The organism is uncultured Murdochiella sp. (assembly GCF_902488755.1).
Lineage (GTDB): Bacteria > Bacillota > Clostridia > Tissierellales > Peptoniphilaceae > Murdochiella.
In genome coordinates this window covers 1-22,022 of sequence record NZ_CABTXF010000019.1, presented here as the reverse complement: position 1 = coordinate 22,022, position 22,022 = coordinate 1, and the positions used below count along the sequence as shown (strand labels likewise).

Annotated in this window: 20 protein-coding genes and 1 pseudogene; 20 read left to right on the top strand and 1 reads right to left on the bottom strand. The window is 49.1% G+C overall.

Translation table 11 applies throughout. From position 1 onward, the window contains the following. The 10 genes and pseudogenes from RDL68_RS03440 to trpS all read left to right on the top strand — a co-directional run. A pseudogene (locus tag RDL68_RS03440) lies at nt 1–271 on the top strand (hypothetical protein); the annotation flags it as partial. A gap of 238 nt (nt 272–509) precedes the next feature. Next, the gene (locus tag RDL68_RS03435) at nt 510–1,421 is read left to right on the top strand and encodes a hypothetical protein (RefSeq protein ID WP_308540276.1); all 912 of its coding nucleotides are present in this window, start codon (nt 510–512) and stop codon (nt 1,419–1,421) included. A gap of 36 nt (nt 1,422–1,457) precedes the next feature. Continuing rightward, a complete protein-coding gene (locus RDL68_RS03430) occupies nt 1,458–2,609 on the top strand; it encodes a cation diffusion facilitator family transporter (protein ID WP_308540275.1) in 1,152 nt (383 codons plus the stop codon). Nucleotides 2,610–2,623: 14 nt separating this feature from the next. Then, nucleotides 2,624–4,126, top strand: coding sequence for a L,D-transpeptidase family protein (locus tag RDL68_RS03425; RefSeq protein ID WP_308540274.1), 1,503 nt, complete (start codon nt 2,624–2,626; stop codon nt 4,124–4,126). Nucleotides 4,127–4,215: 89 nt separating this feature from the next. Beyond that, entirely contained in the window at nt 4,216–5,154 is a 939-nt protein-coding gene (locus RDL68_RS03420) for an energy-coupling factor transporter ATPase (protein ID WP_308540278.1), read from the top strand. Then, the gene (locus RDL68_RS03415) at nt 5,151–6,014 is read left to right on the top strand and encodes an energy-coupling factor transporter ATPase (RefSeq protein WP_308540273.1); all 864 of its coding nucleotides are present in this window, start codon (nt 5,151–5,153) and stop codon (nt 6,012–6,014) included. Before RDL68_RS03420 ends, RDL68_RS03415 begins: the two co-directional genes overlap by 4 nt. 1 nt (nt 6,015) lies before the next feature. Beyond that, the gene (locus tag RDL68_RS03410; RefSeq protein ID WP_308540272.1) at nt 6,016–6,807 is read left to right on the top strand and encodes an energy-coupling factor transporter transmembrane component T; all 792 of its coding nucleotides are present in this window, start codon (nt 6,016–6,018) and stop codon (nt 6,805–6,807) included. Between the two features lie 14 nt (nt 6,808–6,821). After that, entirely contained in the window at nt 6,822–7,565 is a 744-nt protein-coding gene (gene truA / locus RDL68_RS03405; protein ID WP_308540271.1) for a tRNA pseudouridine(38-40) synthase TruA, read from the top strand. Nucleotides 7,566–7,727: 162 nt separating this feature from the next. Further along, on the top strand, nt 7,728–9,476 hold the full coding sequence (locus tag RDL68_RS03400) for an NlpC/P60 family protein (RefSeq protein WP_308540270.1): 1,749 nt from the start codon (nt 7,728–7,730) through the stop codon (nt 9,474–9,476). A gap of 108 nt (nt 9,477–9,584) precedes the next feature. After that, a complete protein-coding gene (gene trpS, locus RDL68_RS03395) occupies nt 9,585–10,616 on the top strand; it encodes a tryptophan--tRNA ligase (RefSeq protein ID WP_308540269.1) in 1,032 nt (343 codons plus the stop codon). Between the two features lie 172 nt (nt 10,617–10,788). Here the strand turns inward: trpS and ppdK are convergent, their stop codons facing one another. Next, entirely contained in the window at nt 10,789–13,416 is a 2,628-nt protein-coding gene (gene ppdK, locus RDL68_RS03390) for a pyruvate, phosphate dikinase (protein WP_308540268.1), read from the bottom strand. Between the two features lie 385 nt (nt 13,417–13,801). On the opposite strand from ppdK, the gene RDL68_RS03385 reads away from it, so the two are divergent. The 10 genes from RDL68_RS03385 to RDL68_RS03340 all read left to right on the top strand — a co-directional run bounded on the left by RDL68_RS03385 (nt 13,802) and on the right by RDL68_RS03340 (nt 21,968). Beyond that, nucleotides 13,802–13,951, top strand: a complete 150-nt coding sequence (locus RDL68_RS03385; RefSeq protein WP_308540267.1) for a hypothetical protein — start codon at nt 13,802–13,804, stop codon at nt 13,949–13,951. A gap of 9 nt (nt 13,952–13,960) precedes the next feature. Then, complete coding sequence (locus RDL68_RS03380) at nt 13,961–16,615, top strand: valine--tRNA ligase (protein WP_308540266.1); 2,655 nt, start codon at nt 13,961–13,963, stop codon at nt 16,613–16,615. A 75-nt stretch (nt 16,616–16,690) separates the two neighbouring features. After that, complete coding sequence (locus RDL68_RS03375; protein ID WP_308540265.1) at nt 16,691–16,894, top strand: cold-shock protein; 204 nt, start codon at nt 16,691–16,693, stop codon at nt 16,892–16,894. 144 nt (nt 16,895–17,038) lie between these two features. Beyond that, the gene (locus RDL68_RS03370; RefSeq protein WP_308540264.1) at nt 17,039–18,010 is read left to right on the top strand and encodes a hypothetical protein; all 972 of its coding nucleotides are present in this window, start codon (nt 17,039–17,041) and stop codon (nt 18,008–18,010) included. Between the two features lie 162 nt (nt 18,011–18,172). Further along, nucleotides 18,173–18,451, top strand: a complete 279-nt coding sequence (locus RDL68_RS03365; protein WP_308540263.1) for an HU family DNA-binding protein — start codon at nt 18,173–18,175, stop codon at nt 18,449–18,451. A gap of 177 nt (nt 18,452–18,628) precedes the next feature. Continuing rightward, nucleotides 18,629–19,465: a 3-hydroxybutyryl-CoA dehydrogenase gene (locus RDL68_RS03360; RefSeq protein ID WP_308540262.1), complete on the top strand. Its 837-nt coding sequence runs from the start codon at nt 18,629–18,631 to the stop codon at nt 19,463–19,465. Nucleotides 19,466–19,476: 11 nt separating this feature from the next. Next, a complete protein-coding gene (ybaK, locus tag RDL68_RS03355; RefSeq protein WP_308540261.1) occupies nt 19,477–19,950 on the top strand; it encodes a Cys-tRNA(Pro) deacylase in 474 nt (157 codons plus the stop codon). A gap of 1 nt (nt 19,951) precedes the next feature. Continuing rightward, nucleotides 19,952–20,554: a HutD family protein gene (locus RDL68_RS03350; protein WP_308540260.1), complete on the top strand. Its 603-nt coding sequence runs from the start codon at nt 19,952–19,954 to the stop codon at nt 20,552–20,554. 18 nt (nt 20,555–20,572) lie between these two features. Beyond that, nucleotides 20,573–21,205 (top strand): formate/nitrite transporter family protein, encoded by a 633-nt coding sequence (locus RDL68_RS03345; RefSeq protein WP_308540259.1) that lies wholly within the window; start codon nt 20,573–20,575, stop codon nt 21,203–21,205. Between the two features lie 94 nt (nt 21,206–21,299). Beyond that, nucleotides 21,300–21,968, top strand: a complete 669-nt coding sequence (locus tag RDL68_RS03340) for a bifunctional 5,10-methylenetetrahydrofolate dehydrogenase/5,10-methenyltetrahydrofolate cyclohydrolase (protein WP_308540277.1) — start codon at nt 21,300–21,302, stop codon at nt 21,966–21,968. Nucleotides 21,969–22,022: the final 54 nt, after the last annotated feature.

The following is a 22,022-nucleotide window of genomic DNA, read 5'->3' as shown; positions in this document are numbered from 1 at the left end:
TACGCGCGTACTCAAGATGGGTCCGCGTCGTGGCGATGCCGCAGAGATGGCCATTCTTGAACTGGTAACGAATCCTGTTTCCACGAAGAAGACCGTGGAAAAGGATGAAAAACCGGCAGAGAAGAAAGCAGAAGAAAAAGAAGCGGCTGCTACACCGGTAGAGGCGGAAGCTCCCAAAGCCGAAGAATCGGCTGAGGAAAAGGAAGAAGATAAAGTAGAAGAATCTTCTGAATCACAGGAAGACGTAGAGGAAGAAAAGAGCGAAGCATAATTTTCTTTCCCTTTGTACGACGGCGGTGATGGAACGCGAAATGTTCCGTCACCGCCGTTTTTTTGTTTCCGGAAAAGCGTTTGTCCTGGATTGCCATGCCTTGACAGGGTAGATGCCCTTTTCTATCATTATAGAAGCTCAAATAGAATGCTTAAAATACGGCAATTAACCCGATAGGAGGCGAAAGATGCTCCTATCGTAAGGAATCGTTGTTCACAGCAAGAGGAGGAAAAGGGGAATGCTCAACGAGAAAAAACGCAACAATCGCGGCGACCTTCATGTCGTGCATCTCGAATCGGATTGTCTACGTGTCACTCTGTTACCCGAAGTGGGGTGTAAAATTGCGTCCATTCTTCACAAACCGAATCAATTTGAAGCGCTTGCACGTCCGATTGGCTTTGAAACAGCGAAAGAGGAAACGAAACTTTACGCGCGAGCGTATCCTGGCGCGCCCTTTGACCAATTTGATCTATCCGGCATGGATGATTGCATTCCGACGATTGACCCGTGTAGTGTAGAGAATCTTGGACGATTTGCCGACCATGGCGATGCCTGGAGCAGACCATGGAATGTTTTTGAAGAAGACCGATCCGCTTGTTCCGTAAAGGCGTATTTCCGTCTATCCTCGATTCCCCTGTATTTTGAGCGTCATGTCCGTCTTGACGGCAACTCCATTTTTTTAGACTATCGTCTGCTGAATGAATCCATTGATGAACATCCTTGGCTATGGGCGCTGCATGGCTTGTGCCGTTATGAGCGCGACGCCGTTCTCTCCTGGCCGGAGCCGTATGCTTTGCTGAATGCGCATGGCAGTGAGCCGTTTGCTTTTGATATGCGTAACCTTTCGGAAGTACCGGAAAAACAGGCATATAAGTTTTACTTAACGGATCCCGTTCCTACCGGAGAGGCATCGATCCTTTATCCTTCCCAAAATATGCGTTTTACGCTTCAATGGGATGAAACGCTGTTTCCCTTCCTCGGCGGCTGGATCAATACCGGCGGAAGCGCCGGGTCCCGCTGTATTGCGTTAGAGCCGACCAATGGTTTTTATGACCGTCTGGACAGAGCTATTGCCAACAATAAGGTAGGACGTATTGCACCGGGTGCCGAAATTTTCTGGCAGGTGCGTTTGACCGTTGCCAAGGCGTGAAACACGTTTTCGTTTTTCGAGACAATGAGGATCATCATGACCAATGAATCCATGCAAAAGACAAAAATGCCAAGTCGTGAAGCCTTGGGAAGGAGGGGAAGTCTTTTCGGCATCGTTGCCAATTCATTGCTTGCGGCAATCAAAATACTCATTGGACTTACCAGTGGTGCGCTTTCTATTCTTGGGGACGGTGTAAACAATTTATTCGATGCGCTGTCTTCTTTTATTTCTCTGCTGTCTTTTCATTTGGCGGAAAAGCCGGAAGATCGGGAGCATCCGTTCGGTCATGCTCGCGTAGAGTACATGGGCTCCTTTTTCATTGCCATCATGATTCTCTATGTGGCAGTCAGTTTATTTTTGGAAGGCGTCAAACGAACGGCAGATCCGGTTGCTGTGCAGTTTTCCTCGATGCAGATGGCGCTTGTCGTGTTATCCATCGGCATAAAAGTGGCAATGGTTTTCTTGTATACGCGATGGGGAAAACGCCTATCATCCAATGTCTTCCTTGCCACGGCGGCAGATGCCAAATCGGATATTCTTGCTACCTCTGCGATTCTTCTTGCGCTTGTGCTTTCTCCTGTGGTCGGCGTTCCTTTGGATGGTCCCTTTACCGTCGCTGTAGCCATCCTTATCGGGAAAAACGGCGTGGATATTTTGCGCGCAAATTATGATGCTCTTTTAGGGAAAGCGCCAGATGCGCATTTGGTGGATGCCCTGACCAAGTCTCTTCTTTCTTTTCCCGGCGTTTTAGGGATTCATGATATGATTATCCATGATTACGGACCGGGAAGCCGCTTTGTCACGGTGCATGTTGAGGTGGACGGAAAGCAAAGTGCAATCGCAAGCCATGAATTAGTGGATTGCATTGAACGCCGTATTGCGGAAACGTATCAGTTGGAGATAACGATTCACATGGATCCGCTTCAACCTCGAACGCACGAAGTAGAAGCGATGGAAAAACGGATACGACAATTGGTACAGGAATATGACGCGCGGTTTTCCATTCATGATTTTCGCCTGATTTCGCAGGCGAATGGACGAAATATCCTTTTTGATGTTCTTATTCCCTGGGATAAGACGATTCATACGGAAGAGTTAAAACAAGAGCTGGAAGAACGTATACACGCCGAGTATCCGGAAGATGCGTTGCTCCTTACTATTGACCGTGATCTCGTGTTGCGCCCCTAACGAAAGGACTTACTATGGATGACCTGCAGAACAAGCCAATCGCCGAAACGGCAAATCCATCCGAAGAGGCAACCGCCTCTGTTTCGACAAAGGCAGAAACGTTGAACGAACCGTCCTCCCCGGGAAAAGGAAAGCGACGGTTGCTTCTTGTCCTGCTGCTTTTCCTTGGTCTTGGGTATCTGCTTGGCGTTTTTTATTTTTCCCGATACAGTTATCCGAAAACCAGTGTCAATGGCTATGTGTTGGGAAGAAAACCATTGTCGGCACTTAAGGAGATTTATCCGGAAGGACAAGCGCATCGCTATGTTGGGCGGAATGCCGAAATCACGTTAGATGCCAAGACGATTCGTTTGCGTTACCTTTTGAAAGGGGAAACGCCGCGCCAGCCTTCTTCTTGGAAATGGCCAATAGAGTACTTCTTCGCGCACGATTATTCGCTTGCCGGCTATCAGGTGGATTATGACGAAGAACGCTTGGCATATTTGCTGAAAGAAGCGGGGTTTGATCCCCATGGCGAACCGCCAAAAGATGCGACTCTGGAAGCCACAGCGCAAGGCGTGCGCATCAAACCGGAGGAACCGGGTGCGCGTATCAATATGGACGCGCTTAAAAAACGTATTTTCACCACGATTTCCAGCAATGAGCAGACTATTGATGTTGACGAGGCGTATGAAAAGCCGAAAGTAACGCAGGAGGATCCTGCTCTGACAGAAGAGAAGAAAAAAGTGGAGCAGCTGTTAGCTTCTTCCATCACGTATGTTTTGGGCGATAAAACCTATCATTTCGGCCCGCAGGAGATTTTTCCGTTGCTCAAGCGTTCGGATACCGGAGACTATTCTCTGCCGGACGAGGGGATATCGTCGTTCGTCGTAAAAATGGCAAGAGAAACGGATACGTACGGAACGTCTCGTCAATTTGAAACGACAGGCGCAGGAACGGTAACGGTTCCCCCTGGCATCTATGGCTGGCAGATTAATGTCAAAAAAACGGTAGAGAGTATCAAAGAGATGCTTAAAAAAGGCGGAACATTTGCAGAGGCAGAGCCTGTATACAATAACGCCGGCATTGCGCGCGGCTCGTTCAATGACATCGGTAATACGTACATCGAGATTGACTTATCGCGTCAACATCTTTGGGCGTACAAAGATGGTGAACTGCTGATAGACAGCGCTATTCGCACCGGCAAAGTCAATCAGTATAATGAAACGCCGCGCGGTGTACACATGATTTGGAGTCGAGAAAAAGGGCGTAAGCTGCAGGGCCGGTATAAGGACGGCACACCGTATGACTCCAAAGTGGAGTATTGGATGCCCATCAATTACGGTGGTGTGGGGCTGCATGACGCGCCATGGGTTACGGAATTTGGCGGAGAATACTATATTTACTCCGGTTCGAACGGCTGTATCAATTTGAACCTGCAAACCGCCAAAACGATTTACGAGAATTATACGAACGGCACACCGGTTGTTGTTTATGAAAGTTATACGAATTATTCGCCGGCGGACCATACTTTTTAAGAAGACAGGAGAACTGCATGACAACAGCGAACCGGTTGCTTGAAGAGGCGCATGCCGAAGAGACGACCGAAGCGAAGAGACATTCGCATTTGACAAAGGACGATACGATCGTTGCCGTTAAGCAGGTCACCTTTCGCTATCCGCAATACGAGGAGAACGAACGGCAAGAACCTACGCTTAATGAAATCAATTTGCACGTAAAACAAGGCGAGTTTGTCGCTTTGCTCGGGCACAATGGCTCCGGCAAATCGACGCTTGCCCGTCTGCTGAATGCGCAGATGCTGCCGCAGGAGGGGGAGATTACCATTCTGGGCATGGATACGCGGGTGGAAGAAAAAGTTTGGTCGATTCGGTCGCACTGCGGCATGGTTTTTCAGAATCCGGATAATCAGATTGTAGCCTCCGTCGTTGAAGAGGACGTTGCCTTTGGTCCGGAAAATCTTGGCATACCGCTGCCTGCGCTGCGAGAGCGTGTTGATGCGGCATTAGCCGCAACAGGCATGACCCCCTATAAACGTCGAGAACCGTATAAACTCTCCGGCGGACAGAAGCAGCGTGTCGCGATTGCCGGCGTGCTGGCAATGCTTCCGGAGTGCATTATTCTTGATGAGCCTACGGCGATGCTGGATCCGGTTGGGCGTCGAGAAATTATGGATACGATTCACACGCTTAATCACGATCGAAACATGACGATCATCCTCATTACCCACAACATGGAAGAAGCGGTGGAAGCGGATCGCATTGTGGTGCTTTCCGAAGGAAAGATTGCCTTGGAAGGCACGCCACGAGAGGTTTTTTCCGATGTCGAAACGATGCGTCGTCTCGAATTAGATGTTCCGCAAGTTACGGAAGTGGGATATCGCCTACGTCAGGCTGGATTTCCGGTTCCTGCAGATTGTTTGCGTATGGAAGAACTGGTAGAGGCGATTGTTGCGCTGAAAGGCAAGAAAGCAAATGCGGTTGACGCATCGTCCGCAGAATCCTGTGCGGCAGGTTTTTCGTCTGCCGGAAAGGAGGAAACGCGATGAGTATGGTTTTTGATCATCTTTCCTTCTTCTATAACAGAGGACAAAAAGACGAAGTAAAAGCGCTTGACAATATCACCATGACGATTGACCGACATGAATACGTCGGAATTATTGGTCATACGGGATCAGGCAAGTCCACCCTCGTGCAGCATATGAATGGATTGAACTTGCCGCAGGAAGGCACTCTTACTGTGGACGGCATTACGACGAGTGAACCCAAAGCGGCACTAAAAGAGCTTCGTCAGCGCGTAGGACTCGTCTTTCAATATCCGGAAGACCAGTTGTTTGAGGAAACGATTTTTCAGGATGTTGCCTATGGCCCTAAAAATCTGAAGCTCCCCGCGGAAGAAGTGGATGCGCGTGTTCGCTGGGCATTACAGGCGGTAGGCTTAGATGCCGATACCATCGGAAAAGAGTCTCCGTTTGAAGTCTCCGGAGGACAAAAGCGTCGTGTGGCGATTGCCGGTGTGCTGGCGCTCCGCCCTTCGTATCTTATTTTGGATGAACCGACAGCCGGATTGGATCCCCACGGACGCGAGGAAATACTATCCACCATACGCCATCTCTACGATACGAATCCGGATATGACGATTATTCTTGTCACCCATTCCATGGAAGACATTGCCGAACAGGCGAAACGGATTATTGTTGTGGACCAGGGAAAACTGGTTATGGATGATACGCCTCATGCCGTTTTTGCCCGTCGGGAAGAACTGGAAGCCATCGGTCTATCAGTGCCGCAGGTGACGCAGCTTATGCAGCGACTAAAAGAGGAAGGCTTGCCCGTAGAAACCACCGCGATAACGGTCGAGGAAGCGGTTGCGTCGCTTTCCGATTTTCTTTCGGGAAAGGAGGCGTAGCGTGGGCAATCAAATTACGATCGGTCAATATTTGCCCGGTGATTCTTCGATTCATCGTTTAGATCCGCGCGTCAAATTGGTTTTGGTGCTCATCTTCATGGTGACAGCCTTCTTGGTGGAAACATTCATGGGTTATGCGTTGTATTTTGCCTTGATTGTTTTGGTAACGATTCTGGCGGAAGTGCCCATGGGGCGCTTGTGGAAGGGCTTAAAACCAATCTTCCTGATTCTGGTGTTTACCTTTGTCATCAACGTTGCGTTTACGCCGGGAAAAGTGATTTGGACGTTCGGTCCGATTTCGGTCAGTGAGGAAGGTCTTCTTCGGGCGACATTCATTGCCATACGCCTGATGCTTTTGGTCATGGGTACAAGCCTGTTAACCCTTACGACCAGTCCGTTGGAACTTACGGATGCCATTGCCTGGCTTTTGAAACCACTTGACTGGACGGGATTCCCGTCGCATGTCATCGCCATGATGATTTCCATAGCGTTGCGGTTTATTCCCACGCTTTTTGATGAAACCAATAAAATCATGAAGGCGCAGAAAGCGCGTGGCGCAGATTTCGAGTCCGGCAATATTTTGCAGCGTGCAAAAGCCATGATTCCTCTTTTTGTACCGCTGTTTCTAAATGCCATTAGCCGTGCGGATGAGCTTGGCGTAGCCATGGAAGCGCGCTGCTACACGGGGAATAATAAACGTACCCGGCTGAATCCGTTAAAGATGCGGACGCAGGATGGCATCGTATTTGCTCTCTGCTTGAGCGTGTTTCTTGCCATCAGCATTTTCTTTTGAGACGGGAGAGGAAGATGCAGAACATACTTCTCCGTGTAGCCTACGAAGGAACGGATTTTTGCGGATATCAGGAACAGCCGGAGAAACGCACCATCGCCGGAACCTTACGCGCTGCCGTGGAGCGTGTCACCGGTCGCGCAACCCGTCTTGTTGCCGCAGGACGTACCGACCGTGGCGTACATGCCGAAGACCAAGCGGTTAACTTTTTAACAGCGTTTACCTGGAAGTCGGAAACGTTCTGTCGGATTCTCCAAAATCAGCTGCCTCCGGATATTCGGATTCGTTCGGCGAAAAGCGTACCGATATCTTTTCACGCCCGGTTCATACCGCACATCACGACCTATCGCTATACGGTGGAAAACGGATCGCTCGTCCTGCCGACAGAAAGAAGAACGGTGTTTTCCTATACGTATTCTCTCGATTTTGATGCGATGAAAACGGCAGTAAAGTGTTTTGAAGGCGAGCATGATTTTTCCGCCTTTTCTGCCGCTTCGCCGTATCGTAGTACGCATCGTAACGTGTTGCATGCCGAAGTGAATCGCTCTGCCAGCCGTTATATCTTTTCCTTTTCTGCGGAGAGTTTTCTTCAATACCAAGTACGCATGATGGTTGGAACAGCGCTTCTTGCCGGAAGAGGGAAGGTGACAAAAGACGATATTCTATCGGCACTTTCGGGAAAATATGCGCATCCGATTGCTTTTTCAGCAGAAGCAAAAGGTTTAGTTTTGGAGTCTATACAATATGAAAACAACGAATAAAGGGGAAAAATCCTGTCAGGGAAAAGACAGGTTTTTTTCTGTAATAAATTTGTAACTACTATTGACAAAACGTTGCAATCCCGTTACTATAACTTTAGTCAATGTAAACTTTACCGGCCGAGAGAAAATTCTGAATGGCGGTTTATGTATAAGGAGGATGTCGTGGATAAGAAACGAGTAGGCGCTATAGTCGGTGTTGCAGGTGTTGCCGGCGTTATCGCAGCATCGCAGTTTATTAACATCGATGCATCAAACGCAGATTACGTGACCAAGAACCTTGAGGCGCAGTACAAAGAATCTCTTAAGGTCATGGAAAAGGCAAACCTCCCGAAAGAGGACAAAAAATCGGAGCAGAAGGCGAACGCCGCACAGAAGGTGTACGACCCGGTACAGAAAGTGGAGTATCGCATCTCGAATCCGAATCAGGTTGCGCAGAGCGCCGACGAGGAAGATGTTCAAAAAAGTGAGCGTCTCCCCGAAAAGAAGGAGCGTCAGCCGGAGAACAAAGAGATTAGCAATCGTCTCTCGTTTATTGAAGTAAAACCTTCGTCCGAATCCCAAAAAGAGGAAGACAAAGAGAATAAAGGCACGGGTGTTCCGACCGAAAAAGAAATTGCGGAAAATATCCCGAAAGATCAGAATGATCAAATGCCGACTTTTTCCCGTGAAACCAGCAAGCCGTTTGTCGGTGTTGTCGTAACGGATGTTTTGAACGTCCGTCAGAAGCCGACGCTTGATGCGGATGTGGTGACGGTTGCTCTTCGTAATGAAGTGGTGCGTGGGTCGATTGACGGTGACTGGATTGCCGTGGAAAGCTCCGGTGCCTTGGTCGGTTATGTAAATCGCCATTTTGTCCAACCGGTTACGGAAGAAGAGGCAGAGGCGCAAGAAGAAGAAAATCGCATTGCCGAAGAGAAGAAAGCCGAAGAAGAACGCATTGCGGCTGAAAAAGCAAAGAAAGAAGCGGAAGATCAAGCGGCGGCAGAAAAAGAAGCACAGGACAAGCGCGAAGCGGAAGAAAAAGAACAAGATGCTAAAGCGAGTGTTTCTGGCTATGTAAATTGCGATGTGATTAACGTTCGCCAGAAAGCCGATTTGAAATCAGCGGTTATCGGTACGCTCTATGCCAATTCCGCCATTGAAGGAACGCGAGAAGGCGACTGGATTCGCTTTGATTTCCACGGTTCAACGGGATACGTTTATGCCGGTTTGATTGGCAGTGCCAAGATCGACGTTTCGCCGGAGAATACGCCGAAGAGTGCTGAGAAAGCACGCCAAGAAGAAGAGGCGAAAAAACCCAAGGCGCGTGCCGGTTATGTCAACGTCGTTTCGAATGTACGCAGAGGACCGGGAACGAACTACGAGATTATCACCACCTTTGGTGTAAATCGTTATGTTGAAGGTGTCGAGTCCGATGGTTGGGTGAAATTTGATTACGATGGGCAGGAAGCCTACATCTCTTCTGTCCTGCTCAGCGACGAGAAGATTGCCGTACAAGAACCCTCACAGCCGAGTGGTAGTCAGGATGCGCCGAGCGGAAGTTATTCTTCCATCGCAGAATTTGCTCGTGCGCAGGTGGGCAAGCCCTACGTCTTTGCTTGCAGCGGTCCGGATGCCTTTGACTGCTCCGGTTTGGTTCTGCGTGCCTATAGTAATATCGGCATTTACCTCCCGCATTCTGCAGAAAGTCAATCCGGATACGGTTATGCCGTCTCTATGGACAATCTGCAGCCGGGCGATATGCTCTTCTACACTACGGATGGATCCGGTACGGTCAGCCACGTCGGCATCTATGTCGGTGACGGCATGATGGTTCACGCTTCGGCTCCGGGCATCGGTGTCATTATGACCAACATCTACGATAACTGGTATCAGAGCCGTTTCATGGGCGCACGTCGTCTGGTTAACTGATATTCACGTAGAGGAAGTTTCAGTAATACGCGCTGTACTTCGGTACAGCGCGTTTTCTTTCGTAACCATTTGCAGTAGCGATTGCAAACAAAAGGCAAGGAGAAAATCATGAGCGAATTGGAAAAAAGAAACACCACCGCGCAGAATGAACCTGTCGCGAAGAAGGTGGCTTTTAGTCTTATTCAACCTTCCGGCGATTTGACGATTGGAAATTATCTCGGTGCCATTAAGAGCTTTGTGCGAATGCAGGATCAATACGACTGTTTTTTCGGCGTGGCGAATTTACATGCTATTACGGTCACACAGCTGCCTGCCGACTTACGCCGACGTTCTCTGGAGGTCATTGCGTATATTGTAGCGAGCGGGGTGGATCCTTCCAAGGCGACGTTGTTTATTCAATCGCAGGTTCCGGAACACGTCGAGCTTTCCTGGGTGCTCAATTCCATCAGTTCCATCGGACAGCTGCAACGCATGACGCAGTTCAAGGATAAAGCGCAAAAACATGCGGACAACCTCAATGCCGCATTGTTGACCTATCCGGTATTGATGGCAGCGGACATCCTTCTCTATCAAAGTCATGTCGTGCCGGTAGGCGCCGATCAAAAGCAGCACCTTGAATTCACTCGTGATCTGGCGGAACGTTTTAACTCTCGATATTCTCCGACCTTTGTTCTGCCGGAACCATTAACCGATGAAAATGCTACGCGCATTATGAGCCTGAAAGATCCGTATTCAAAAATGAGCAAATCGGATCCGGACGAAAATGCCTATATTTTAATTAAAGACGACGCAGAAGCCATTCGTCGTAAAATTGCGCGCGCTGTCACCGACTCGGAAGCTTGTTTCTGCTATCGTCCGGAGCAGGCGGGGCTGATGAATCTCATTCATCTCTATGCCGCCTATGCCGAGTTGCGTCCTCAAGAAGTGGTCGCGCGTTTCCATGATAGTGATTATGCTTCTTTTAAGCGTGCTTTGGCGGACTTAATTGTCCTGAAGATGGATCCCATTCGCACACGCTTCCTCGCCTTGATGCAGGAGAAGAAACAACTCGAAGAAATCAGCCAAAATGGCGCTTTGATGGCACAGCGAGTGGCACGCAGAACACTTTCCAAAGTGTATCGAAAAGTAGGTTTATTGTAATACGTAGTTCAGCAGAGCCTTTTCCTTTTTGTATTCGTTTTTATCTCGATGAGGCATCGGCAGCTATCAAGAGGAAGGGACTTTTTGCGCAATAAGGGCTTGCTATTTACCCATAAAAAAGAGGAGCCGGCATTCGGCTCCTTTTTTTTATTTTCTTTTGTTTGGGCAGGTGTTAGTTTTTCTTCGCTTCGACTACTGCCTGCGCTGCTGCCAAACGGGCGATAGGCACACGGAACGGTGAGCAGGATACGTAATCCAGTCCTACACCATCCAGGAACTTAACCGTTGCCGGATCGCCGCCGTGTTCGCCGCAGATACCCAAGTGCAGATCCGTGTTCGCCGCACGACCATTCTTTACAGCCAGTTTGACGAGCTGTCCGACACCCTTTTGATCCAGCGAGACAAACGGGTCACGTTCAAAAATCTTCTTTTCGCTGTATTCCGGCAAGAACGAACCGGCGTCATCACGCGAGAATCCGAAGCTCATCTGCGTGAGGTCGTTGGTACCGAAGGAGAAGAACTGTGCAGTTTCAGCAATTTCACCGGCCAAGAGAGCAGCACGCGGGGTTTCAATCATGGTGCCGACGAGATAGTTAAGTTTACGACCCTGTTCCGCAAAGACTTTTTCGACTTCGTCGCGAACGACTTTTTCGACGTAGCGGAACTCTTTATCGTCTACGGTGAGCGGAATCATGATTTCCGGAACGATGCCTTTTACGCCGTCATCGGTTGCGCGAAGAGCAGCCTGTACAATCGCACGGGAGATAGAAGCGTAGATGGAAGGCCAGGTGATGGCGAGACGCAGACCACGGTGACCAAGCATCGGGTTGGCTTCCGCCAAAGCGTCGACACGGGCTTTGACTTCTTCCGCCGAGATGCCCATTCTCTCTGCAATTACTTTCTGCTCCGCTTGTGTATGCGGTACAAATTCATGCAGCGGCGGATCAAGCAGACGCACAGTCATCGGACGGTCGCCGACAATCTTGTACATCTGGTAGAAATCTTCTTCCAACATCGGACGGATCTCATCCAACGCTTTCTGACGTGCTTCTTCATTATTAGCGAGAATCATTTCACGCACAACGTTGATGCGATCCCCTTCAAAGAACATGTGTTCGGTACGGCAGAGACCGATGCCCTCTGCACCGAATTCAATCGCCTGTTTTGCGTCACGCGGCGTATCCGCGTTGGTGCGCACCTGAAGACGCTTGATCTCATTTACCCAACCCATGAATTCACCGAAATCGCCGGTCAGCGCCGGTGCCTCCGTCGGAACTTCGCCTTCATAAACAGCACCCGTAGAACCGTCGAGCGAGAGTGTATCGGTCGTGGTAAATACTTTTCCGTTAATCGTCAACGTTTGGGCGTTGTAGTCAATGCGTAAATCGTGTGCGCCGGAGACGCAGCATTTGCCCATACCGCGAGCAACGACAGCGGCATGAGAGGTCATACCGCCACGAGCGGTGACGATGCCTTGAGCGCAAACCATTCCGCGCAAGTCTTCCGGAGAAGTTTCGTTACGCACCAAAAGGACGGATTCACCGTTTTGCGCACGTTTTTCCGCTTCTTCTGCGCTAAAGCAGATTTTACCGGATGCTGCACCCGGCGAAGCAGCCAGACCCTTGGTCAGCATCGTTGCCTTTTTAAGGGATTCCGCGGAGAATGTGGGATGCAGAAGTTGATCCAAGGATTTCGGATCGACGCGCGTAATGGCGGTTTCCTTGTCGATTTTTCCTTCATGAACAAGGTCAACGGCGACTTTCAGAGCGGCCTGCGCTGTGCGCTTGCCGTTACGGGTTTGCAGCAAGAAGAGCTGTGCATCCTGAATGGTGAACTCCATATCCTGCATATCTGCATAATGATTTTCCAGAAGATGAGCGGTCTTGATGAATTCATCATAGACTTCGGGCATTTCCTGCTGCAGATGAGCGATAGTGGACGGTGTGCGGATACCGGCTACAACGTCTTCCCCTTGTGCATTGATGAGGTATTCGCCGAAGATGGCGTTTTCACCGGTGGCAGGATTGCGGGTGAACGCAACACCGGTACCGGACGTGTTGGACATATTGCCGAAAACCATCTGCTGAACGTTGACCGCAGTTCCCAGATCATCCGAGATTTCATTCATCTTGCGGTAGAGGATGGCGCGTTCATTGTTCCAGCTCTCAAATACGGCGGTGATGGCTTTTTCGAGCTGTGCACGGGGATCTTGCGGGAATTCTTCACCGGTCAGTTCTTTATAAAGCACTTTGTATTGCTCGGCAATTTCCTGCAACTGTTCCGCGCTCAGTTCATAGTCCTGCTGAACGTTGGCTTTTTCTTTTTCTTTTTCGAGAATGTCCTCAAATTTGGAGCGATCCAAACCGATGGCGACATCCGAGAACATCGTGATGAAACGACGATAGGAGTCATACGCCCAATGCGGATTGCCGGACTTTTCGGCGACCGCCTTTACGGAAACGTCGTTCAAACCGAGGTTCAAAATGGTATCCATCATACCCGGCATGGAAATCGGCGCACCCGAACGAACCGAGACAAGAAGCGGATCGGTTTCATCGCCGAATTTTTTGCCGGTCGTTTCTTCGAGATGCTTCATGTGCTCGCTGATTTCCTCTTTCAGCGCAGCCCACAGTTTTTGTTCTTTCTGGAATTCGGTGCAGGCTTCGGTCGTGACGATGAAACCCTGCGGAACACGAATGCCTAAATTGGTCATCTCGGCAAGGTTCGCGCCTTTACCGCCGAGAAGAAGGCGCTGATCGCGATTGCCTTCCTTAAAGTCATAAACAAATTTCTTTCCCATCGTTCGTTGTACTCCTTTCTTCGAACATTCTCCCGATAGAAAGGGAATGTTCGCAGCCATCGGGTAAAACCCGGAAAACAAAACCACGTGCTTACTATACCCTCGAAGAAAAATCCACTTCGATGTGGAATAGAGAAATGCGCGAGTCGCTTAATATAAAAGAATATAGTTTGAGCGACCGCATACAGGAAAATTTTATCATACTATGCGATAAAAAGGAGACAAATCCATCTCTGTTTTTAAGGAAAAAGGAAGAAAATTTCATTTGTCGCAGATAAATAATGGCGAAGAAGAAACGAAAATTTCACATTTGCCCTGTGGCATGACGATGTCCGATTGAATGGGGAGTATGGTAAGATAGGAGGAAGAATCAAAGGAGGAAAGCATGAAATCAGCAGCAAAAAAAGATAAAAACACGGTACCTGAGAGAAATCGCAAAGGTCATGCAATAGGGGTTCGTGTTCTTGCTCTTATATTGGCGGTAACGATGGTACTTGGCATTTTGGTGGCCGCTATCAATTCCTTAGGCATTTAAGGGGGCAGTATGAAAAATCTGGAAAAAACCTACGATCCGAAAGCCTTTGAACAGCGTATCTATGCCTCCTGGGTCGCCGATGGCGATTTTATTACCGACGCGAAAAGCAAGAAGCCGGCGTATTCCATCGTCATGCCTCCTCCAAACGTTACCGGTCAATTGCACATGGGTCATGCGATGAACAATACGCTGCAGGATATTCTCATTCGTTGGAAACGCATGTCCGGCTATGAAGCTCTATGGGTGCCGGGAACGGATCATGCTTCCATTTCTACCGAAAGCAAAGTGGTACAGAAGCTTGAAGCGGAAGGAAAAACCAAACAGGAGATTGGACGGGAAAAATTTCTGGACGAGGCGTGGGCATGGTCGGAAAAATATGGCGGCCGTATTCGCGAACAGTTGAAAAAATTGGGTGTTTCCTGCGACTGGAGCCGTGAGCGATTTACGCTTGATGAAGGGCTGTCCCATGCGGTATATCACGTTTTTGAGACGCTCTATAAAGAAGGACACATCTATCGTGGAGATCGCATCGTTAATTGGTGTCCGGGCTGTGGTACGGCGATTTCCGATGCCGAAGTGGATCACGTGGACGATGAAGGGCATCTTTGGCACATCCGTTATCCTTTCGCAGACGGCGACGGGTATCTTACTGTAGCGACTACCCGTCCGGAAACGATGCTTGGTGACTTGGCGGTGGCGGTGAATCCGGACGATGCGCGTTATGCAGCGCTTATCGGGAAGAAACTCATTTTACCATTAGTGGGACGAGAAATTCCGGTCATTGCGGATTCCTATGTGGACATAGAATACGGCACCGGTTGTGTCAAAATCACGCCGAGTCATGACCCCAACGACTTTGCTGTTGGGGAGCACCATCATCTCGGACAGTGTGTAGTCATCAACACGGATGCCACGATTGCCGAAGGATATGCGCCTTATTCCGGCTTAGACCGGTTTGCCGCCCGAAAACGCATGGTTGCGGATTTGGAAGAGCAGGGGTTATTGGATCATGTTGAAGATCTTTCTCATGCGGTGGGGCATTGTCAACGATGTGGGACCGTTATTGAACCATTGTTGTCCAAACAGTGGTTCGTTGCCATGAAAGAGTATATCCAAGGGGCGAAGAAGGCACTGGAGGAAGGGGAATTACAGCTTGTTCCTCCTCGCTTTTCGAGCATCTACAATAACTGGGTGGACAATATTCACGACTGGACCATCTCCCGTCAGCTTTGGTGGGGACATCGTCTGCCGGTTTACTATTGCGACCATTGTGGGGAAGTGGTTGTTTCCGAAAAAGCACCACACAAATGCCCAAAATGCGGCGAAGCTTCTTTCACGCAGGATCCGGATACGCTGGACACTTGGTTTTCTTCCGCACTTTGGCCGTTTTCGACGCTGGGATGGCCGGAAAAAACCGAAGATTTAGAGAAATTCTTTCCGACGGACACATTGGTTACCGGTTATGACATCCTCTTTTTCTGGGTGATTCGTATGGTCTTCAGTGCGGAGTATTTTCTGGGCAAGTCACCGTTTTCGCATGTGTACTTTAATGGTCTTGTACGAGACGAACAGGGCAGGAAAATGTCCAAATCATTGGGTAATGGCGTGGATCCCTTGGAGATTATCGATCAATACGGCGCAGATGCTCTGCGTTACACGCTGGTTACCGGCAATACGCCGGGAAATGATACGCGTTTCTCGGAAAAACGTGTCGAGGCAAGCCGCAATTTTGCAAACAAGCTATGGAACGCGACTCGTTTTGTGTTGATGAATGTTGAAGAGGACGGAAACGTAGCACTTTCGCCGGAGGACTGGACGGTCGAAGACCGCTGGATTCTTTCCTCGCTCAATACGCTGGAAGAAACGGTTGAACAGAATCTGAATCGCTTTGAGATTGGATTAGCAACGCAGGCAATCTATGACTTTACGTGGTTTTCCTTCTGTGACTGGTACATTGAGATGGTAAAAGAACGGCTCTATGGTGAAGATCCGAAAGCGAAGCAATGCGCATTGTCGGTTCTTCTATATGTGTTGCGTGCGGTGGTGCGCCTGCTTCATCCCGTGATGCCGTTCATTACGGAAGAGATCTGGGCAGCACTTCCCGGTACAACGGGCAAGATTATTCATGCGACGTATCCGACCGCAGAGGATTCGTTCTGTTTTGCAGAGGAAGAAGCGGCGATGGATCGTGTCTTGCGTGCCGTCACTGCGATTCGTAATGAACGTCAGTCTCGCAACATTCCCCTTGCAAAGAAAGGCAAGGTGGTCTTTTATGCGGCGGACGATGAGACACGCTTGATTTTGGAGCAGATGAAGAGCCGTATCATGACGCTTGCCGGTGCGCAAGAAGTGGAAATTCTTTCGCAGGATCCACAACTGGAAGGCGCGGCAACGATTGTGCAAGAACAGTTAAAAATCTATGTTCCGCTTGCCGGTTTAATCGACTACGAAGCAGAGCGTGAAAAGCTCACAAAAGAAAAAGAACGCGTCGAAGGGGAAATTGCACGTCTGACGAAAAAATTAGGGAATGCCGGCTTTGTCAGCAAAGCGCCTGAAGCCGTCGTGGAAAAAGAACGTGAAAAGCTCGCTTCGTATGAAAAGCTCTTGCCGGAAGTTCTGCAGGCACTGGCGGATGCCGAAGCGCTGGCAAAGACGGAACATTGACGGAAAATGGCATTCGTGTTATGATTCGGTTCGGGTCATCATGACCGAAGTTAAAATTTTGGAGGATTTAGTAACATGGTTAAAGGCACGGTTAAATGGTTTAGCGCAACTAAGGGCTACGGATTCATCTCCACGGAAGACGGCAACGACGTATTCGTTCACTTCTCCGCTCTTCCCGATACGGGCGAATTCCGCACATTAGATGAAGGCCAGAACGTCGAGTTTGATATTGTCGACGGCGAAAAAGGCCCGCAAGCAGCAAACGTTCAGAAATTATAATCGGCAACGATTTTTATAGATGGATGAAATGCTACGTGAAGAGTCGGTGTCGTTTGACACCGATTCTTTTTGTTTTTCTCCCGTCGATTTTGGTGGGACGCCTTGTTGGGCAGAAAAGAGAAAACGACCGGAAGGGTTTACGGTATGACGAACCAGAACAAGTGTATAGAGAAAAAACACCTAACTCTGCCAGCGCTGAGGGCTTCGATTTTACGTTTTTTCCTGTTTGGTTTCCTTTTTGCATGTCTGACGGCATGTGGAAAAGATGCCGATGTGGTGGCGACCTTACAGGGTGAGACCATCTTAACGCGGGATGCTCTTCTGCAGGAAGCCAATACGCTTGATCTTGTTCTGCACAAAGGGAAACAGACCGTCCCGGCTATGACGGAGGACGAAAGGCAGGCATTCCTGCTGGATGTAGGACATCAACTGGCTATCGATAAACTCATTGAAGCGGATCAATCTCTTGCGGTGGATAGTGCGTCTCTTTCTGCTTTGGCGTGGCAGGAGGCATTGCAGCGTTTTGGAGATGAGCAGGGCTTGATGACGCAGTTGCAAAACCTGCATCTGACGAAAGATGCTTTTTTAGATTCCTTGCGTCGGGAAGCAAGAGAAAAAGCGCATCGTACAGCGTATTTTGCGGCGAATCCGCTAACCGAGGAGGATTTGCTGACGTATTACAAGAAGAATCCGAAGCAATGTACGCTGCTGACCTATAGCCAAATCACCGTACCTACACGGGCGGAAGCCGTAGAGATTGTAGAAAAATTGCACGATTCTCCTCGTGAGATGGCGGAATATGAAAGCGTGATGAATAACGATCTTTTCGAAAAGACTTCTTTTTCTCGTTTCATTGATATGGGAATTGACGACAGGCGTGTGGGCGATACGGATATTTTTTCGCAAACCCTGGGCACAGTGGATTTCTACTACGACCGTGAGCGCGAACTCTACCTCGTCGTCTATGTTGAAGGGCGAAAAGAGGAGATGAAAGATGTGCGTGAGGTGGTGGAGAAGCGAGTGGAAAACATGCGTTATCTTAATTATCTTAATCGCCGCGCCAAAGATTTGGATTTGCGGTTTTATCCCAAGGCGATTCTCTCTCCGGATGCTTGATCGTTAGGGAGTGTTATTCCTATAGTACGGTCAAAACATGTCGAAACAAGATAATAATAAGCATAAACCGCAAAAATACGCCATTTCGGGTTGCAGAATAGACGAGTTTTGGTATAATCAAACTACAGTATTGCACTGAAATTGAGTTTTAGGGAGGATAGCATGAATAAATCGGAATTAATTGCTCAAATCGCAGAAAAAAGTAAGTTGACCAAAGCAGAGGCTACTCGCGCTCTTGATGCCTTCACTTCGTCTGTCACCGAAGCACTGATTGACGGCGAAAAGATTCAGTTGGTTGGCTTTGGTACGTTCGAAACCCGTCAGCGCAAGGCTCGTTCGGGTCGCAATCCCCGCAACCCGAAGGAAACCATTGACATTCCGGCATCGGTTGCTCCGGTATTCAAAGCAGGCAAAAACCTCAAAGAATCCGTCAATAAGTAATGATTTACGGAAAGCGCGTGCTTCGGCATGCGCTTTTTTTGTGCCTTTTTTGGTGGATGTTCGCTTCGGCTTTTTTGAAAAGAGGGGCGTAACTGCGTTGAGAAGGGGTATATAGACCGCAAGCAGAGAGGGCGAAAGTCCTTTTTACCAGAATATAACAATTATAAGGAGGCTATGATGAAGGTTGGAGTGATTGGTGCAGGTACGATGGGAAGCGGTATTGCACAGGCTTTTGCGCAAGCCGGTCATGAGGTAATGCTCTCGGATATTAAAAAAGAGTTTTCCGAAGGCGGAAAAGAAAAAATTCATAAGAATTTGTCCCGTCTGGTGACCAAAGGAAAAATGGAACAGGCTGATGCGGATGCCGTATTGGCACGCATTACACCTTGCCTGAACGATGATCTTGGCGATTGCGACCTTATTGAGGAAGCGGCGATTGAAAACATGAAAATCAAACAGGAAACATTCAAACATTTGGATGCGCTCTGCAAGCCGGAGACGATGTTTGCTTCCAACACCTCTTCTCTTTCCATCACAGAGGTCGGAAAAGGACTTTCCCGTCCGATTATCGGAATGCATTTTTTCAATCCGGCACCGGTGATGAAATTAATTGAAGTGATTCCCGGTTTGGATACACCGGATGCGATGACGGAAAAAGTGGTTGCCTTATCCGAAGAAATCGGTAAAACGCCGGTTGTCGTCAAGGAAGGTCCCGGTTTTGTCGTCAATCGTATTTTGATTCCGATGATCAACGAAGCGGTTGGTATCTACGCCGAAGGACTGGCTACACCGGAAGGTATCGACACCGCAATGAAACTGGGTGCCAATCATCCCATGGGACCACTGGAATTAGGGGATTTGGTAGGTCTTGATATCGTTTTGGCGATTATGGAAGTGCTGTATACCGAGTTCGGCGATACCAAGTATCGTCCGCATCCGCTGCTTAAGAAAATGGTTCGCGCCGGTCGTCTTGGACGCAAGACGGGCCAGGGTTTCTATGATTATTCCAAGTAAATGAGGAACACATGAAAACCAATGTGATGCGTCGTCTCGATCAGGCGAAAATTCCTTATGCGGATTTTGAATACGATACGGGGGAAGGCATTACGTATGGCGCGCATTTGATCGACAAAACCGGAAAAGAGCGGGCGCATTCCTATAAAACACTGGTAACAAAGGGGAAAGAACCGCATGTTTTTGTCGTGCCTTCCGAGAAACATCTCGATTTGAAGAAAGCGGCGAAAGTCGCCGGTGAAAAAAAGATCGACATGCTCGCACAAAAAGAATTGAAATCGCTCACCGGGTATATTCATGGAGGCTGTTCGCCCATCGGCATGAAAAAAGCCTTCAGCACCTGGATTGACGAATCGGCAAAATCCTTGTCCGTTATGGCGATCAGCGCCGGTCAGGTAGGGGTACAGGTGGAGGTGAATCCGCAAGCCCTTTCCGAAATGATCGGCGCCCCTTTTGCCGATTTAGTAACCGAAGAGGAGGAATGATATGCACTATTCCATCATTACGCCCGAACAATTTCAGGTCTCTACCTGGGCAGGCGGGACGACAACGCAGCTTTATATCGATCCGGCAGGAGAGGATTTCAAAAAACGAACCTTTTCAATCCGCCTGTCCTCGGCGACTTTTACGGATACGCAGTCCACTTTCAGTGATTTTTCCGGTTACAATCGTATGATTTTCCCGCTCGTCGGCAGTTTAAGCGTCGATCATTCTGTAGACGGAAAAGCGCTTTATGCGCGCACCCTTGCTCCATATGAAGTGGAAAATTTCCGCGGTTCTTGGACAACCGACTCCACGAACACGGCGGACTGTGTCGATTTTAATCTCATTACACGGGAAGGACTGGCAACCCATACGGAAGTGCTCCGCCAAGAGGAGAGCGTCTCTCCTCACGATGGAGCCACGCTTCTGTTGTATTCCCGTTCTCCCTTTTCCGTATGCGCCCAAGAAGGGAAACCGGCAAAAGAAACGACTATTTCTGTCGAAGCGGGTTGCCTTTTGATTATCACCGCTTCTGTGGCATTGGCGCTTCTTACCGTAAAGCCCGAACAAGAACCGGTTGTGGTTGGAGAAGTCAGCGGAAAGTAGGAAGGGTTGAACTCGGAAATGGTGACGTTTAAGGAAACAATGCTAAAAAGTGTGGCTGCCGGTGTCATGATTGGCATCGGAGGCGCCGTTTTTTTAGCGCAAAAGAATCCTCTCGTAGGGGCTTTGTTTTTTACGGTTGGATTATTCACAATTGTGGAATTCGGTTTTTTTCTCTTCACCGGAAAGGCGTGTTATTTGCTACAAAGCGATAAGGCGGCGCTCAAGCGTTTACCGCTTATCTGGGTCGGCAATTTGCTTGGCACCGGTCTCGTAAGTTTGGTTTTGCGCGCTGGTCGCGTCGCTCCGGCAATGATGGAACGTGCGAGCGCAATGGTATCCACTAAAGTAGGCGATTCACCGTTGAGCTTATTTGTTCTGGGATGCCTGTGCAATTTGCTTATTTACATTGCGGTCGAAGGGTACAACAAAAGCCGCTATGAGGTGGGAAAGTATTTAGCACTGTTCTTCGGCGTGGTCGTATTCATCCTGTCCGGTTATGAACATTCCATAGCCGATATGTTCTATTTCTGGATGGGAAATGGATGGAACGCGCAAGGCATTCTCGCCATTCTTCTTATTACGGCGGGAAATGTCGTCGGCGGCGCATTCCTTCCGACCCTGCGTCAGTGGGCGGAAGGAACGAAAAAATAGCGCGAATCCATTACGCGTTACGGAGAAGTTATATGCCGTACAAATACGAATAAACGCTATCGAATGAAGAAAGGAGGCGGCTACGAGAACCTTACTGGCAAAAGAAGTCAATGAATCCATGGAAGGCGAAATTCGCGATCTTCGCCTCCGGCTGGAAGAAAAGCAGATTCTCCCGACGCTTGCGGTGGTACGTGTAGGCGCAAAACCGGGGGATATCAGTTATGAGAAGGGGATTCGCAAGAAGATGGATGCTCTTTCCATCGCCGTTTGCTCTGTCGCCTTGTCGCCGGAAGCAAAAGAAAGGGAACTCATTGAGACGATACAACAGCTTTCTGCTGATAAGGGCATTCATGGCATTCTGCTGATGCAGCCTTTGCCCGCCGGGATGAATGCGGGCAGAGTGAAAGCGGCAATTGCGCCTGAAAAAGATGTTGACGGCGCTACCCTTACCAATTTGGGGCATGTTCTTGCCGGAAACACAGAGGGGTATTCCTATTGTGCGCCCGGCGCGGTGATGGCACTGTTAGACTATTATGGCATACCGTTAAAAGGCGCAAATGTCGTCATTATCGGCAGCGGTTTGGTAGTAGGCAGACCGTTAGCCTTATTGTTGGCGGATCGTTTTGCCACCGTGACAATGACGAATATCTATTCCAAAGAGGTTCCTTCTATCAGCAAAAGAGCAGACATTCTCATTTCTGCGGCGGGGGGAGCCGGTTTGGTGGATGCATCGTATGCCGCCTTCGGCCTGAATAAATATTAAGTGGGAACCAGCCGAAAAGAAGGGGAGATTTTCGGGGGTGTGAATTGGGAAGCG